We start from the raw sequence: 14,152 nt of genomic DNA on the forward strand, positions 1-14,152 counted from the left end.
GAAACTGCCCCGGCGGGTTGCCGTGGCCAGTCCACGGCGGTTTTGAAACCTAGGCCGCTGTAGCTGGCGCCTGCCAGAGCTTGGGCAAACCGGGGTCGGTCGCCAGGATGGCTTGCTTGAGCAGGTTGCGCAGCGCGGCCGATTCCAGCTCGCCCAGGCGGCCCACCAGATCGGCCTCGACCGCCTTGGCGGCGGCCAGCACGTGCAAGATGGCGTCCGAGCCTGACGGGCTCAGGCGCAGTCCGGGCTGCGCGCCGGGCTCTTCCATCAGCAGGCCGCGCTGCACCAGCGACTGCAGCGCGCCCGCGCTCAGATCGACGCCGGTGTAGGCGATGTGCGCGGCGATTTCCTCGGCCGCCAGCGGCTGGCGCACGCTCAGCAGCGAAAGCACGAAAAAGTCAGTGTCCGACAGCTCGCGCTGCTGCAGCGTGCCGCGTATGCCGTGGATAAACTGGAAATGCGCGCGGCCAAACAGGTAGCCCAGCAGGTTTTCCGAATACGAGGCGCCTTCCAGGTTGGCCAGCGGCTCCGTGGACACCGGCGCCGCCTTGCGGGCGGCCAGCGCATAACTACCGGTGACATACAGCAGTGGGGGCAGGGTGCAGCTGTCGTACTGCACGACTTCGCCAACAAAGATGGTGTGGTCGCCGCCGTCGTATTTGAAGGCGTTCTTGCACTGAAAGCGTGCGCTGCAGCCGGGCAGCAGCGGCGCGCCGCTGGCCTGCGTATCAAGCGCCAGGCCGGCAAACTTGTCTTCGCTGGGGCGGGCAAATCGGTTGGACAGCGCTTCCTGCTCGTTCGACAGGACATGCACGTTCCAGAATTCGCTGCCGCTGAAGGCGGGCAGGCTGCGGGAATTGTTGGCCAGGCTCCACAGCACCATCGGCGGGTCCAGCGACACCGAATTGAAGCTGTTGGCCGTGATGCCGACCGGCGTGCCGTCGGCCGCGTTCGTGGTCACGATGGTGACGCCGGTGGCAAACATGCCAAGGGCGCGGCGAAAATCTTTGGGGTCAAAGGGCGGGGCGAGTTGGTCCATAAGTGTCTCCTGATACCGGGTAGGTCAAGCTTGCCGCCAGGCCGGCCGTGTCGAATCCCTCACACGGACTAGGTCAGGCGCCAGCCTGCTGACCGGCTCGCGCACCGGCAGGCTTTTAGTCTGATTGGACGATGAGTGCGCATGCGGCGGGTGGGAATATCTGTGCATCGCAAGGTATCCCCCTTGCGCTTTAACCCTCTTGCGCCGCACAGGCCCAGCCTTTCGGAGATGACACCATGAACCCAGTGAAAGACGACTACCTGACCCCTGAAGCCCTTGAGTTGATAGCGCGCGCCCGCGCCATGGCCCCGCGCCTGGCCGAACGCGCCCGCGCCGCCGAGGACGCCGGCCTGGTGCCGCGCCAGACCATCGACGAAATGCAGGAAGCGGGTTTTTTCAAGGTGCTGCAGCCCAAGCGCTGGGGCGGCTACGAGATGGACCCGCGCGTGTTTTACGAAGTGCAGATGGCGCTGGCCGAAGGCTGCATGGCGACTGCCTGGATCTACGGCGTGGTCGGCGTACACAACTGGCAGATTCCGCTGTTCCCCGAGCAGGCGCAAATCGACGTCTGGGGCAAGGACCCGAGCACACTGACCGCCTCGACCTACATGCCCACCGGCAAGGCCGAGCCGGTAGAGGGCGGCTACCGCTTCAGCGGCCGCTGGAGCTGGAGCAGCGGCTCGCAGCACTGCGAATGGATTTTGCTGGGCGGCCTGCTGCCCAAGAAAGACGGCTCGGGCGCGCTGGAGCACTGCACCTTCCTGCTGCCCAAGGCGGACTTTGAAATCGTCAACAACTTTGACGTGCTGGGCCTGCGCGCCACCGGCAGCCATGACATCCAGGTGACCGATGCCTTTGTGCCCACGCACCGCACCCACCGCACCAACGACCACAGCGACGAAGGCTGCCTGGGCCGCGCCGTCAACCCCGGCTGGCTCTACCGCATTCCGTTCACGCAAGTGTTCCAGCGCGCCGTGTCCACGGCCTGCATTGGTGCGACCGATGGCGCGGTCAATAATTTCCGCAACCGCGCTGCCAGCTTTGTCGGCAAGCACGGCGCCAAGACCGCAGAGGACGTCAACGCCCAGCTGGCCGTGAGCGAAGCCATGATGACCACCGACCAGCTCAAGCTGGTGCTGCACCGCAATTTCCAGCGCATCGTGGATTGCGCCAAGAGCGGCGAGAAGATGCCGGTCGAAGAGCGCCTGATGCAGCGCGCCCAGTCCGCACAGGTGCCCAAGCTGTGTGCTGAGGTGGTCAACGAGATCATGCGGGCCTGCGCTGCCGGCGGCGTGTTCAAGACCAACCCGATCGAGCGCACCTTCCGTGACCTGCATGTGGCGCGCGGCCACATCGCCAACAACACCGACACTTACGCCCGCAGCCACGGCGCCGTGATGCTGGGCCTGCCCAACGCCGACGCTTTCGTCTGATTCGGCCCCAACGCATGACAACAGGAGGCGGCATGCCACAAGCAACGTTGACAGAAAACCAGGCGTTCGACGTCATCGTCGTCGGCTCGGGCGCCGGCGCGCTGCTGGCGGCCATCCGCGCCAGCGACGAAGGGCTCAAAGCCCTGGTGGTCGAAAAAACCGCGCTGGTCGGGGGCACCTCGGCCATCTCGGGCGGCGGCATCTGGATTCCCGACAACCACGACATGCCCAAGGCCGGCCTGCGCGACAGCGTGGACGTGGCCTTTGGCTACGTCAAGGCCTGCGCCAAGGGACTGGCCAGCGACGACCGGGTGCTGGCCTATGTCGAGACGGCGCGCCACATGGCACGCTACCTGGCAGAAATTGGCGTGCCCTATCGCTGCATACCGCTCTACTCGGATTATTACCCGGCCATCCAGGGCGCGCTGCCCGGTGGCCGCACCATGGACCCGATCGAATTCAATGCCGTCAAGCTGGGCATGGACGGCCTGGCGCTGCTGCGACCGACCAACCCCGGCCAGCTGATTCTGGGCCGCATGAACATCAACGCCTTCCAGGCGCGCACCCTGCTGGCCCGCGAGAAAAAGGCCAAGTGGATGCTGATGGGCATCATGGCGCGCTATTTTCTCGACTACCCATGGCGCCGCAAGAGCAAGCGCGACCGCCGCCTCACCGGTGGCCAGGCGCTGGTCGGCGGGCTGCTGACGGCGCTGCGCAAGCGCAACATCACGCTGGCGCTGGAAACGCCACTCGAATCGCTCATCACCGAAGGCAGCCGCGTCACCGGCGTCGTGGTGAAGCAGGGCGGCCAGTCGCTGCGCCTGCAGGCGCGCAAGGGCGTGATCCTGGGCGCCGGCGGCTTTGAGCGCAACCAGCAAATGCGCGAGCAGCACCTGCCCAAGCCAACCGACCAGGCCTGGACCGCCACGCCGCCGGGCGCTAACACCGGCGACGCGATACGCGCGGGCGCTGCCGTGGGCGCCCAGACGCACCTGATGGCGCACACCTGGGGCGTGCCGACGCTGGAAGTGCCCAAGGAAGAAAAATTCCGGCCCCTGTTTGTCGAGCGTTCGCTGCCCGGCTGCATGGTGGTCAATACGCGCGGCGAACGTTTTTTGAACGAGTCGGGGCCGTACCCCGAATTCCAGCAGGCGATGTTCGCGAACCACGCCAAGACCGGCGGCGGCATTCCGGCCTGGATTGTGTTTGACGCCACCTTCCGCGCCAATTACCCGATTGGCCCGCTCATGCCCGGCTCGGCCGTGCCAGACAGCCGGATGCGAAAAAGCTGGCTGAACACGGTGTACTGGAAAGGCGAGACGCTGGAAGAACTGGCGGCCAATATCGGTGTGGACGCTGCCGGACTGGTTGCCAGTGCCGCCCGCATGACAGAATTTTCCCGCACCGGCAAGGACCTGGAGTTTGACCGGGGCGGTAACGTGTTTGACCGCTACTACGGCGACGTGAACGTGTCGCCCAACCCCAACCTGGCGCCGATTGCCAAGGGCCCGTTCTATGCCATGAAGCTGTTCCCCGGCGACATCGGCACCAAGGGCGGCTTGCTGACCGACCGCGACGCCCGCGTGCTGGACGGCGCCGGCAACGTGATCGACGGCCTGTACTGCATCGGCAACAACTCGGCTTCGGTGATGGGCCCCGCCTATCCCGGCGCCGGCTCGACGCTGGGCCCGGCCATGACCTTTGCCTACCGCGCCATTGCCGCCATCAAGGGCGCACCGATGGCGCTGGAGCGAACCGACCTCCTGGCGCACACCGAGCCACTGGAGGCCGTGGCGTGAGCCAAGGCAAGCGGCCCTCCACCGTCACCCCGATTGCGCCCGCGCTGGAGGTCGATGACGCCAGCGCCGTCAACTGGAGTGACAGCGCCGACGTGGTGGTTGTCGGCTGGGGCGCCGCCGGCGCCTGCGCGGCCATCGAGGCGCGGGCCGCTGGCGCTTCGGTGCTGGTGATTGACCGTTTTGAAGGCGGCGGCGCCAGCGCGCTGTCGGGCGGCGTGGTTTATGCCGGCGGCGGCACGCCTTACCAAAGGCAGGCGGGCTTTAAAGACTCGCCCGAGGCCATGGCCGACTACCTGCGCCACGAGGTCAATGGCGTGGTGAGCGACGCCACGCTGCAAAAATTCTGCGACGACAGCGTCGCCAACCTGGCGTGGCTGGAGGCGCACGGTGCGCGCTTTGGTGCCACCATGCCCGACCACAAGACCTCGTACCCGCCCGAGGGCAAGTTTTTGTATTACTCCGGCAACGAGATGGTGCCGGCCTGCTGGGGCGAGCGCGGCGCGCCCGCGCCGCGCGGCCACCGGGCCGTGGCCAAGGGCCAGTCTGGCGCCACGCTGTATGCCGCGTTGCGCGACGCCACGCTGCGTGCCGGCGCCGTTCCCGTCACGCAGGCCAGCGTGCGCCGGCTGGTGCGCCAGCGCGGTGCCGATGGCCAGAGCGGCGCCGTGCTGGGCGTTGAAATCTGGCAGTTGCCGCCCGGCGACCCCGCCACGCTGCGCCATGCCGAACTCAATCGCCAGGTGGCGCGCTGGCGCACCTTCAGGCCGGGCAAGGCCGCCGCCTGCCGGGTCGAGGCCGCAAAAATCGAGCAGCAAGCGGCCAAGCCGCGCTTCATTCGCGCTGTGCGCGGCGTCGTGCTGTCTACCGGCGGCTTTATCTACAACCCCGAGCTGGTCAAGGCGAATGCGCCGCACACCCGGCGCGGCTGGCCAATTGGCGGCGCCGGCTGCGACGGCAGCGGCCTGCGCCTGGGCCAAAGCGCGGGCGCAGCCACGCAGGCCCTGGACAATGTGTCGGCCTGGCGCTTCATCACGCCGCCGTCGGTCTGGCCCAAGGGCGTGGTCGTCAACGCCGAAGGCGAGCGCTTTTGCAATGAACAGGTCTACGGCGCCACGCTGGGCCACGAACTGGTCGATCACCAGGGCGGGCGCGGCTGGCTGGTGCTGGACGCCAAGCTGCGTGCGCACGCGATGCGCCAGTGTCTGTTTGGCGGACTCTGGGCGTTCCAGTCATTGCCGGCGCTGGCCATGCTGCTATTCAGCGCCAAAAAAGCTGCCACACCCGAGGCGCTGGCGGCGCGCATCCAGGCCGACCCGGCCAAGCTGCGCGCCAGCCTGGACACGGCCAGCGCGGCGGCGCGCGGCGAGCGCGATGACGCTTTTGGCAAGTCGCCCGACATGCGCTACGACATGGCACGCGGGCCGTATTACGCGCTGGACATTTCCATAGGCGCACCGACTTTTCCGCTGGCCACGCTGACGCTGGGCGGGCTGGTGCTCGACGAATCCAACGGTCAGGTGCTTGACAGCGCCGGCCAGCGCATCGCCGGGCTGTTTGCCGCCGGCCGCACGGCGATTGGCCTGCCGTCGTCGCGCTACATCAGCGGGCTGTCGCTGGCCGATTGTGTGTTTTCCGGGCGGCGTGCCGGGCGCGCCACCATGGCGTCATAAAAAAAGGAATCAAGATGGGACGTGTACAAGACAAGGTGGCGCTGGTTACCGGCGGCGCCAGCGGCGTCGGCCGCGAGACGGTCAAGCTGCTGCTGGAGGAGGGCGCCTTCGTCGCCATCAGCGACATCAACGTGGAGGCCGGCCAGGCCTTTGCCGCCGAGTGCGGCGAGCGCGCGCTGTTTGTGCGCCACGACGTGGCCAGCGAAGACGACTGGCGCGCTGCCATCGCTGCCGTGCAGCAGCGCTTTGGCCCGCTCGATATCCTGATCAACAACGCCGGCATTTTGATTCCGGGCAGCATAGCGACCGCCACGCTGGCGCAGTTTCGCCAGCTCATGCAGGTCAATGCCGACTCGTGCTTTGTGGGTTGCCAGCAGGGCATTGAAGCCATGAAAGAGCGCGGCGGTAGCATCGTCAACATGGCGTCGGTGTCATCATGGTTGCCTATCGAGGGCTACGCCGGCTACAGCGCCAGCAAGGCGGCCGTGGGCGCGCTGACCCGCGCCAGCGCGCTGTACTGCCGCAACAACAGCCTGCCGGTGCGCGTCAATTCGCTGCACCCCGACGGTATCTACACGCCCATGATGCAGGCCTCCGCACCCGGCGTGCCGGCCAAGTTTTTGCTGTTCGACGCCCAAAAGAATCCCAAGGGTCGCGCCGCCCTGCCCGAGCAGATCGCCAAGGTGCTGTTGTTTTTGGCCTCGGACGATTCGCAGGCCATCAGCGGCGCCGAGATTCGCGCCGACAGCGCCATTCTGGGCACGGGGCTTTAAGCTCGGGCGCTTTGTTTACTGCAACTGCCCATGACTTCTTCATTTTTAATGCCAAAAAGGCCTTTTGCGCACGCTACACGGGCGCATCTAGCTATTATTTTCATAGTGTCTGAGCGCTTGGTGAAAAGGAGCCCCCCATGAGCCGCTACCATGCGCTGCGCGTCAGCGCGGTAGTTGACGAGACGCACGACACCAAGTCGCTGGTGTTCGAGGTGCCGCCTGCGCTGGCCAATGCCTTTGCCTACCAGCCGGGCCAGTTCCTCACGCTGCGGCTAAGCATTGACGGGCGTCATGTGCCGCGCTGCTACTCCATGTCGAGCGCGCCCGGCGTCGACGACGCGCCGCGCGTCACCGTCAAGCGCGTCAGGGACGGGCGCGGCTCGAACTGGGTCTGCGACCATGTCAAGGCCGGCGATGTGATTGAGCTGATGCCGCCTTCGGGCGTGTTCCATCCGCGCACGCTGGACGGCGACTTTTTGCTGCTGGCCGGTGGAAGCGGCATCACGCCGGTGTTTTCCATCTTGCGCTCGGTGCTGGCCAAGGGGCATGGCCGCATCACGCTGCTGTACGCCAACCGCGACGAAAAATCGATCATCTTCAAGAACGAACTCAAGGCGCTGGCCGAGGCCTATCCGGCACGATTCAGCGTGATTCACTGGCTGGATTCGGTACAGGGCGTGCCCTCGGTGGCGCAGCTGGCCGAGCTGGCGCGGCACCATCGCAGCGCGCAAGCCTTTATCTGCGGCCCCGGCCCCTACATGGACGCCGCCGTGGCGGCATTGCAGGCCATTGAAATGCCGTCCGAGCGCATTCACGTCGAGCGCTTTGCCTCGCTGCCCGACGAGGAAACCCTGGCTGCGGCCAACGCCGTTGCGCAGGCCGCGCCGCCGCTGCCGGGCGCGGTGGACGAAGCCATCGTCGAAGTGCTGCTCAACGGCGAAACCCACACGCTGCACTGCAGCGGCAACGAAACGCTGCTCGAAGCCGCCCTCAAGGCCGGCCTGAACGCGCCGTATTCGTGCCAGGCCGGCATGTGCGCCTCGTGCATGTGCCAGATCGTCGAAGGCAGCGTGCACCTGCGCCACAACGACGTGCTGGACAAAAAAGACCTCGCCAAGGCCTGGACGCTGGCCTGCCAGGCCGTGCCGACCAGCGAGCGGCTACGTATCAAATTTCCGGAGTAAACCCCCATGAGCCTGCTTTCCGAAGCGCCCGTCAGCGCCGTTCCCGAGTCGTCGTCCTGGGCGCTGGCGCCCGACCTGCCCGAGACGCTGCCGGCGCTGATTCGCCAGGCGGCGACCAAGTTTGCAGAGCAAGCAGCCATCGTCGATGGTGCGGTAACCATCAGCTACGCCGACTTGCTGGTGCGCAGCCAGGCGGTGGCGCGCTCGCTGATTGCGCTGGGCGTGCAGGCGGGCGACCGCGTGGCCGTTTGGGCCCCAAACCTGCACGAGTGGATTCTGGCCGCTTGCGGCACGCATGCCGCCGGCGCGGTGCTGGTGCCACTGAACACCCGCATGAAGGGCGGCGAAGCGGCCGACATCCTGGAGCGCAGTGGCACCAAGGTGCTGTTTTGCATTGGCGATTTTCTGGGCCAGCACTACCCGGCGCTGCTGGCGGGCCAGCGCCCGGTCACGCTCAAGCACATCGTCGTGCTGCGCGACGGCTTCAAGGCCGACCCCGACCAGCCCGGCGACATGGGCTGGCGCTACTTCATGGGCCAGGGCTGCCTGCTGGCGCCTTCCCAAGTGCTGGCGCGTGAGCAAATGCTCAGCGCCGACAGCACGGCCGACCTGATGTTTACCTCGGGCACCACCGGCCGGCCCAAGGGCGTGATGTCGGCGCATGGCCCGACGATTCGCGCCTTCAGCACCTGGAGCCGCGTCGTCGGGCTGCAGCCGGGCGACCGCTACCTCATCGTCAACCCGTTTTTCCATTCCTTTGGCTACAAGGCAGGCTGGGTGGCGGCGTTTATCCAGGGCGCCACCGTCTATCCCGAGCAGGTGTTTGACGCCGACAAGGTGCTGGCGCGCATCGCACACGACCGCATCAGTTTCATGCCCGGCCCACCCACGCTGTTTCTGACCATGCTGGCGCATCCGCGCCTGAAGGATTTCGACATTGCCACGCTGCGCGTGGCCGTCACCGGCGCAGCCAGCGTGCCACCGGTGCTGATCACCCGCATGCGCGAGGAACTCGGCATCACCAACGTCACCACCGCCTACGGCCTGACCGAATGCGGCGGCTGCGCCACCCTGTGCGACCCCGGCGACAGCGCCGAAACCGTGGCCGGCACCTGTGGCCGCGCCCTGCCGGGCACCGAAGTGCGCTGCGTTGACGAAGAAGGCCGCCCCGTGCCCACCGGCCAGCCGGGCGAGGTGCTGCTGCGCGGCTACCACGTCATGCAAGGCTATTTCGACGACGAGGCAGCGACGGCCGAAGCGATTGACGCCGACGGCTGGCTGCACACCGGCGACGTGGGCGTGCTCGACGAGCGCGGTTACCTGCGCATCACCGACCGCCTCAAAGACATGTTCATCGTCGGCGGCTTCAACTGCTACCCGGCCGAAATCGAGCGCCAGCTGGCCGACCACCCCGCGATTGCGCAGGTCGCCGTGGTCGGCGTGCCCGACGAGCGCATGGGCGAAGTCGGCTGCGCCTGCGTCGTGCGCCGCGCCGGCAGCGAGCTGACGCCCGAAGCGCTGGTCGCCTGGTCGCGCGCCAACATGGCCAACTACAAGGTGCCGCGCCATGTGTTGTGGTTTGACAGCTTTCCGGTCAACGCCTCGAACAAGGTGCTCAAGCGCGAGCTGGCGCAGCTGGCGGTGGCGCGGCTGGTGAAGGCGAAGGTCTGAGGCGAGTTTTTAGCCGAATAAGGCGCTGGCCCAATCAGTACGGCCACTCTTTGCTATTGAATTCGTAGTTTTCTCAGAGGGGAGGGAGACCGAGTGTCTTTGGTTCACCCAGAAGTTGCATGGTGAGTGAATGCAGACACGCTCCTGATGCTGTCTTTAGGGACGTTGTTTCAAACTTCGGCTTTGCATCAAAAGGCGTTATTCGATTCATCTTGTTGAACTACTGGATTCGGCCATAAACAGTCTGTTGACACATTTGCTCAACTGACAGTTTTAGGCTGACTACGGTCATACAGTCGTGGTGGCCGCACCACTGCTGCGGTATAGACTCTTTACCAACTTTCTTCAATGGCATGGGTCGTGGGTTTCAAAGGTTGGAGCTTCTTCAAGACCTCGTTCAGTTCTACACCAATGTTTACGGTCAGAGGTTGGATACGGTCGTGCTCCTTTTGCATGAACTCGCGAGCATTGGTTTTTTCAAAAAATTTTCCTTCGTACCAGAACGACTCCAAGAAGAGAATCCACTTTTCTTCCCGCATGCCAGTGCAATCCTCGTTCAGTTCAGGGCGGACGATACTTCGGTGCTTTGACGAGTTGGTCAGGGCATTATGGTACTTGTAATCGTCGCCAGTTGTGACCTCGCGGAACAACCTGCAGAGCTTTTCGTATTCGGAATATCCTGCATTACGTAGCTGCTCTAAGAGCTTGAGGACTTCCTTGGCATAAATGCCCCGCTCCTTGAGAGATTTGGGGTGCTTGTCCAGCGCCAAGGAGTAATAGAGCATGTGGGAGCAGGTGTCCGCCACGGCATGCAGGCTTTGGACAAAGGCAACGATATTCGCCCTGATCTTCAGCATCAGATAACTGAACTCATCGTAGTCCTCGTAGACACCAAACAGGCCAAACTCCGCCAGATTCGATTGGATGTACTCTTTCATCATGTCCAAGGCTTCGTGGTAGTGGTAGCGGCAGAACTCAGGTCTGTCTGTCATGGACCTTACGCTCGGATGCGCTTTCTTCCACTGCGCCGTACCGAATACCGCAGTGACCAATTCCTCGGTCAATCTGATGTCCCATTGAGGGTTCTTATTTTTTTCAGTTTCAGAAGCGACGTTCATTTTGACCTTTATTTAGTGTGGGACCTCTAAGTTGGGGGTTCGCACACGTACTTTAGCTGTCCATAAAAACTTTGTTCTGAAGGTCTGAATGGGTCGAAAGTGGCTAGCGACGTGCTCTGAGTGAATGACGGCTTCCAACCTGACCCGGGCTTAGAAAACTTCAATTCGAAAGTTAGCTTCTTGGCCGTGGGCCGCTATCGAAACCGAAACACGTCCAACTTCTGGCTTTTTCCTGGCTTCGGCGATTTTTCTTCTGCATTTCTGCCGCCACCCGTTTTGGCAGGACTTTGCCCTTTCAGCGCCGCTTGCCCATAACGCAGCGCAGGACGCCAGACAGCCTGCACATCTTTGCTTTTTACCCAAAAACGCCTTACGCCCATGCCCCACCGGCGTAAGAGGCTATTTTTTCAATAGCAAATTAACCCGCCTCAGCGCCCCTCAAACTTCGGCTTGCGCTTTTCAATAAAGGCCTCAATGCCTTCCTTCTATTCGTGCGTAGCAAACAGCAGCTGGTTGGCCTTGCGCTCCAGCATCAGCGCGGTTTCCAGCGAGGCATCGACGCCAGCCAGCACCACTTCCTTGATCTGCATCATCGCCAGTGGCAGTATGGTCAGTTTTAAACGTTGGCAAAAAAGTTGGCAAAAAGAGATAAAAAATTAACCAAATCAAATAGTTAGACTTAATTAAAACTTGGCAAAATACAAGGCATGTATACAGAGCCCTACCAGTTTGAGCCCTTGCTGCCATCCGATGCGCGCATGGCTCCCCTGCTAACCAAGGCCCACGACCTCTCGCGCCTGGCCACGCTGCTTTCGGGCACGCGCGTCCCGCTGGAACTGCGCAGCCTGTTGCGCAGCATGAATTCCTACTACACCAACCGCATTGAAGGGCAACACACCCGGCCGCATGAGATTGAGCAGGCCTTGCGCCAGGATTTTTCCAGCGATGCCGCGCTGGCCGCCAAACAGCGCCTGGCCGTGGCCCACATCGAGGCCGAGGCCGCACTGGAGCTGCGCTACACCGGGCCGCAAGGCGCGCTCGACCTGTACTCGGTGGACGCGGTGCAGGACATGCATCGAGAGCTGTTTGGCCGGCTGCCGGCGTCAGACCTGTTCACCCCGGAAAACGAAGCCATCGTGCCAGGCCAGTGGCGTCTGCGCGAAGTCAAGGTGGGTCAGCACGTGGCACCGGCCCATGCCAGCGTGCCACTTTTCCTTAAGCGCTGGGCCGGGTTTTACGGCCAGGTGCGGCGCGGTGAAGCGGCGCTGGTGGCCCTGGCCGCTGCGCATCAGCGCCTAGGCTGGATTCATCCCTTCATCGACGGCAACGGGCGGGTGATGCGCCTCCACACCCATACGCTGCTCAGCGCCCTGGGCTATACGGCAGGGCTGTGGTCGCCGCTGCGCGGCTTTGCGCGCAGCACGCCGCGCTACTACGCCTTGCTGGCCGACGCCGACAGCCTGCGCCGGGGTGACCTGGACGGGCGCGGCAACCTGAGCGAACAGGCGCTGATCGCCTGGATTGACTATGTGCTGGACACCTGCCTGGACCAGGTCACTTTCATGACTGGCATGCTCGACTTTGACACCCTGAAAACGCGCATCGAAGCCTGCCTGGTGTTTGAAGCCACGGTGGTCAAGCAGGGGGTGCGCCAGGAGTCGCTGCGCGGGCTGCACTACCTTTTTCTGAGCGGCGAGGAGATGGCGCGGGGTGATTTCAAGGCCATGCTGGGGATGAGCGACCGGGGCGCCACCGACGCGCTGGGGGCGCTGGTCAAGCGCGGACTGCTCAAGTCCGACTCGCCCCAAGGCAAAGTCCGGTTTGGCCTGCCGCAGCACGCCTTGCGTTTTTTGTTCCCTCAGCTTTGGCCGGAAGCCGAAGCGGACAGAAACAACGGCCCGTGAATCACAGGGCGTGCGCTGCGCTGCGCGGCACGCCGCTCGCCCCGCGTCGGGCTTTCAGCGTCCCTCGAACTTCGGCTTGCGCTTTTCAATGAAGGCCTGCATGCCTTCCTTCTGGTCGCGCGTGGCAAACAGCAGCTGGTTGGCCTTGCGCTCCAGCATCAGCGCGGTTTCCAGCGAAGCATCGACGCCGGCCAGCACGACTTCCTTGATCTGCATCACCGCCAGCGGCGGCATGGCGGCAATCAACTTGGCCATTTTCAGCGCCTCGGGCAGCACCTGGTCGTCGGCAAACACCTGGCTGACCAGGCCCATGGCTTGCGCTTCGCTGGCGCTGACGGGCTTGCCGGTCAGCAGCATGCGCATGGCGTTGAACTTGCCCACGGCGCGCACCAGGCGCTGCGTGCCGCCAATGCCCGGCATGATGCCGATGCGGATTTCGGGCTGCGAAAAGCTCGCGCCTTCGCCGGCCAGGATGATGTCGCAGTGCATCGCCAGCTCGGCGCCGCCGCCAAAAGCATAGCCGCACACGGCGGCAATGATGGGTTTGGGGCAGCGCTCGATGGGCGCCCAGACGCGCTCGGTGTGGCGCTGCATGATTTCAATCGGGCCGGCGCCTTCCAGGCCTTTGATGTCGCCGCCGGCGGCAAACACTTTCTCGCCCCCGGTCAGCACAATGGCGCGCACTTGCGGGTCTGCCGCCAGCTGCGTGAAGGCGCTTGACAGCAGCGCCTGCAGGTTCAGGCTGAGCGCGTTGGTCGCCTGCGGGCGGTTCATGCGCACCACGGCCACGCCGTCGCCGGGGTAGTCAATCAGCAGCTCGCTGGCGGCCGCATCGGTGGCGTGGGCGGAAGAAGCGAGAGAAGAAGGTTCGAGACGCATGCGCAAATCCTGCAAGTGATGAAGCTTCACGATGATCGTTTTGCCCGCCCGCCGTCACATCGTCCCTTTGGACGTATCTGGCGGGCAGGGCGGTGCCTAAATTGGCCGGCATGAACCTTCAAAATGAAACTGCCCCGCCTGCCCCACCATCAAACGACGCCCCCATCAAATACTGGGAAGACATCGTGCTTGGCCAGCCCAGGGAATCGGCCCAGACGTTTTCCCTGACGGCACAGGCGATCAAGGCGTTTGCCCTCGACTGGGACCCCTTTGGCCCGCACATTGACGAGGCTGTGGCCGCGCGCTCGCCCATCGGTGAGTTGTTCGCTGCGGGCGTGCATCTGCTGTCCATCCTGATTCGCCTGAGCCACACCGTGCCGCATGAAGAAAGTTCGTCGATTGCCGCTCGTGGCTGGGACCAGGTTCGCTTTCACCGGCCTGCGGTGGCGGGCGACATCCTGCGCGCGCGCGTCACGCAACTGGAGCGCCAGGACGACCGTCGCCCTGAACGGGGTCTTTTGGTGGCGCGCTTCGAGTTGCTCAACCAGCGCGGTGAAGTGGTCGTGAGTTTTCTCAATAACGTGGTCATGCTTCGCCGGCCGGTTTAGCCCTTACTGCCTTGTCCGCTCAGGTCGATATCGTCCTTTTGGACGTATCTGTACTGAGGGGCAATCCGTAAATT

General features: G+C 64.1%; 11 protein-coding genes. 8 read left to right on the forward strand and 3 right to left on the reverse strand.

The annotated features are described in order from the left end of the window. Positions 1-49 precede the first annotated feature (49 nt). Entirely contained in the window at positions 50-1,039 is a 990-nt protein-coding gene (locus EC86_RS0120475) for a flavin reductase family protein (RefSeq protein WP_029527750.1), read from the reverse strand. Between the two features lie 236 nt (positions 1,040-1,275). Here EC86_RS0120475 and EC86_RS0120480 point away from each other — a divergent pair, with 236 nt between their 5' ends. The 6 genes from EC86_RS0120480 (at position 1,276) to EC86_RS0120505 (ending at position 9,569) form a co-directional block, all read left to right on the forward strand. After that, positions 1,276-2,472, forward strand: coding sequence for an acyl-CoA dehydrogenase family protein (locus EC86_RS0120480; RefSeq protein ID WP_029527751.1), 1,197 nt, complete (start codon positions 1,276-1,278; stop codon positions 2,470-2,472). A 32-nt stretch (positions 2,473-2,504) separates the two neighbouring features. Continuing rightward, positions 2,505-4,271, forward strand: a complete 1,767-nt coding sequence (locus tag EC86_RS0120485) for an FAD-binding protein (protein ID WP_029527752.1) — start codon at positions 2,505-2,507, stop codon at positions 4,269-4,271. Further along, positions 4,268-5,941 carry an FAD-binding protein gene (locus EC86_RS0120490; protein WP_029527753.1) on the forward strand — a complete coding sequence of 558 codons (1,674 nt, stop codon included), beginning with the start codon at positions 4,268-4,270 and terminating at the stop codon, positions 5,939-5,941. The genes EC86_RS0120485 and EC86_RS0120490 overlap by 4 nt, the downstream gene beginning before the upstream one ends. Positions 5,942-5,955: 14 nt before the next feature. After that, positions 5,956-6,714, forward strand: coding sequence for an SDR family oxidoreductase (locus tag EC86_RS0120495; RefSeq protein ID WP_029527754.1), 759 nt, complete (start codon positions 5,956-5,958; stop codon positions 6,712-6,714). Between the two features lie 137 nt (positions 6,715-6,851). Next, positions 6,852-7,898 carry a ferredoxin--NADP reductase gene (locus EC86_RS0120500; RefSeq protein WP_029527755.1) on the forward strand — a complete coding sequence of 349 codons (1,047 nt, stop codon included), beginning with the start codon at positions 6,852-6,854 and terminating at the stop codon, positions 7,896-7,898. Between the two features lie 6 nt (positions 7,899-7,904). Further along, positions 7,905-9,569: a FadD3 family acyl-CoA ligase gene (locus tag EC86_RS0120505; protein WP_084181623.1), complete on the forward strand. Its 1,665-nt coding sequence runs from the start codon at positions 7,905-7,907 to the stop codon at positions 9,567-9,569. 332 nt (positions 9,570-9,901) lie between these two features. On the opposite strand, the gene EC86_RS0120510 is transcribed toward EC86_RS0120505, so the two are convergent. Beyond that, positions 9,902-10,687 carry a hypothetical protein gene (locus EC86_RS0120510; RefSeq protein ID WP_029527757.1) on the reverse strand — a complete coding sequence of 262 codons (786 nt, stop codon included), beginning with the start codon at positions 10,685-10,687 and terminating at the stop codon, positions 9,902-9,904. 707 nt (positions 10,688-11,394) lie between these two features. Here EC86_RS0120510 and EC86_RS0120520 point away from each other — a divergent pair. Then, on the forward strand, positions 11,395-12,591 hold the full coding sequence (locus tag EC86_RS0120520; RefSeq protein ID WP_029527758.1) for a Fic family protein: 1,197 nt from the start codon (positions 11,395-11,397) through the stop codon (positions 12,589-12,591). 54 nt (positions 12,592-12,645) lie between these two features. Here EC86_RS0120520 and EC86_RS0120525 read toward each other — a convergent pair whose 3' ends face one another. Beyond that, entirely contained in the window at positions 12,646-13,470 is an 825-nt protein-coding gene (locus tag EC86_RS0120525) for an enoyl-CoA hydratase (protein ID WP_036773706.1), read from the reverse strand. A 110-nt stretch (positions 13,471-13,580) separates the two neighbouring features. On the opposite strand from EC86_RS0120525, the gene EC86_RS0120530 reads away from it, so the two are divergent. Then, on the forward strand, positions 13,581-14,078 hold the full coding sequence (locus EC86_RS0120530) for a MaoC/PaaZ C-terminal domain-containing protein (protein WP_198026858.1): 498 nt from the start codon (positions 13,581-13,583) through the stop codon (positions 14,076-14,078). Positions 14,079-14,152: the final 74 nt, after the last annotated feature.

The sequence above is a fragment of the Polaromonas glacialis genome (assembly GCF_000709345.1).
GTDB lineage: Bacteria > Pseudomonadota > Gammaproteobacteria > Burkholderiales > Burkholderiaceae_C > Polaromonas > Polaromonas glacialis.

Bases quoted from the DNA above. Each gene is read 5' to 3' on its own strand.
- EC86_RS0120475 (WP_029527750.1), bottom strand. From the start codon at position 1,039: ATGGACCAACTCGCCCCGCCCTTTGACCCCAAAGATTTTCGCCGCGCC.
- EC86_RS0120480 (WP_029527751.1), top strand. From the start codon at position 1,276: ATGAACCCAGTGAAAGACGACTACCTGACCCCTGAAGCCCTTGAGTTG.
- EC86_RS0120485 (WP_029527752.1), top strand. From the start codon at position 2,505: ATGCCACAAGCAACGTTGACAGAAAACCAGGCGTTCGACGTCATCGTC.
- EC86_RS0120495 (WP_029527754.1), top strand. From the start codon at position 5,956: ATGGGACGTGTACAAGACAAGGTGGCGCTGGTTACCGGCGGCGCCAGC.
- EC86_RS0120500 (WP_029527755.1), top strand. From the start codon at position 6,852: ATGAGCCGCTACCATGCGCTGCGCGTCAGCGCGGTAGTTGACGAGACG.
- EC86_RS0120505 (WP_084181623.1), top strand. From the start codon at position 7,905: ATGAGCCTGCTTTCCGAAGCGCCCGTCAGCGCCGTTCCCGAGTCGTCG.
- EC86_RS0120510 (WP_029527757.1), bottom strand. From the start codon at position 10,687: ATGAACGTCGCTTCTGAAACTGAAAAAAATAAGAACCCTCAATGGGAC.
- EC86_RS0120520 (WP_029527758.1), top strand. From the start codon at position 11,395: ATGTATACAGAGCCCTACCAGTTTGAGCCCTTGCTGCCATCCGATGCG.
- EC86_RS0120525 (WP_036773706.1), bottom strand. From the start codon at position 13,470: ATGCGTCTCGAACCTTCTTCTCTCGCTTCTTCCGCCCACGCCACCGAT.
- EC86_RS0120530 (WP_198026858.1), top strand. From the start codon at position 13,581: ATGAACCTTCAAAATGAAACTGCCCCGCCTGCCCCACCATCAAACGAC.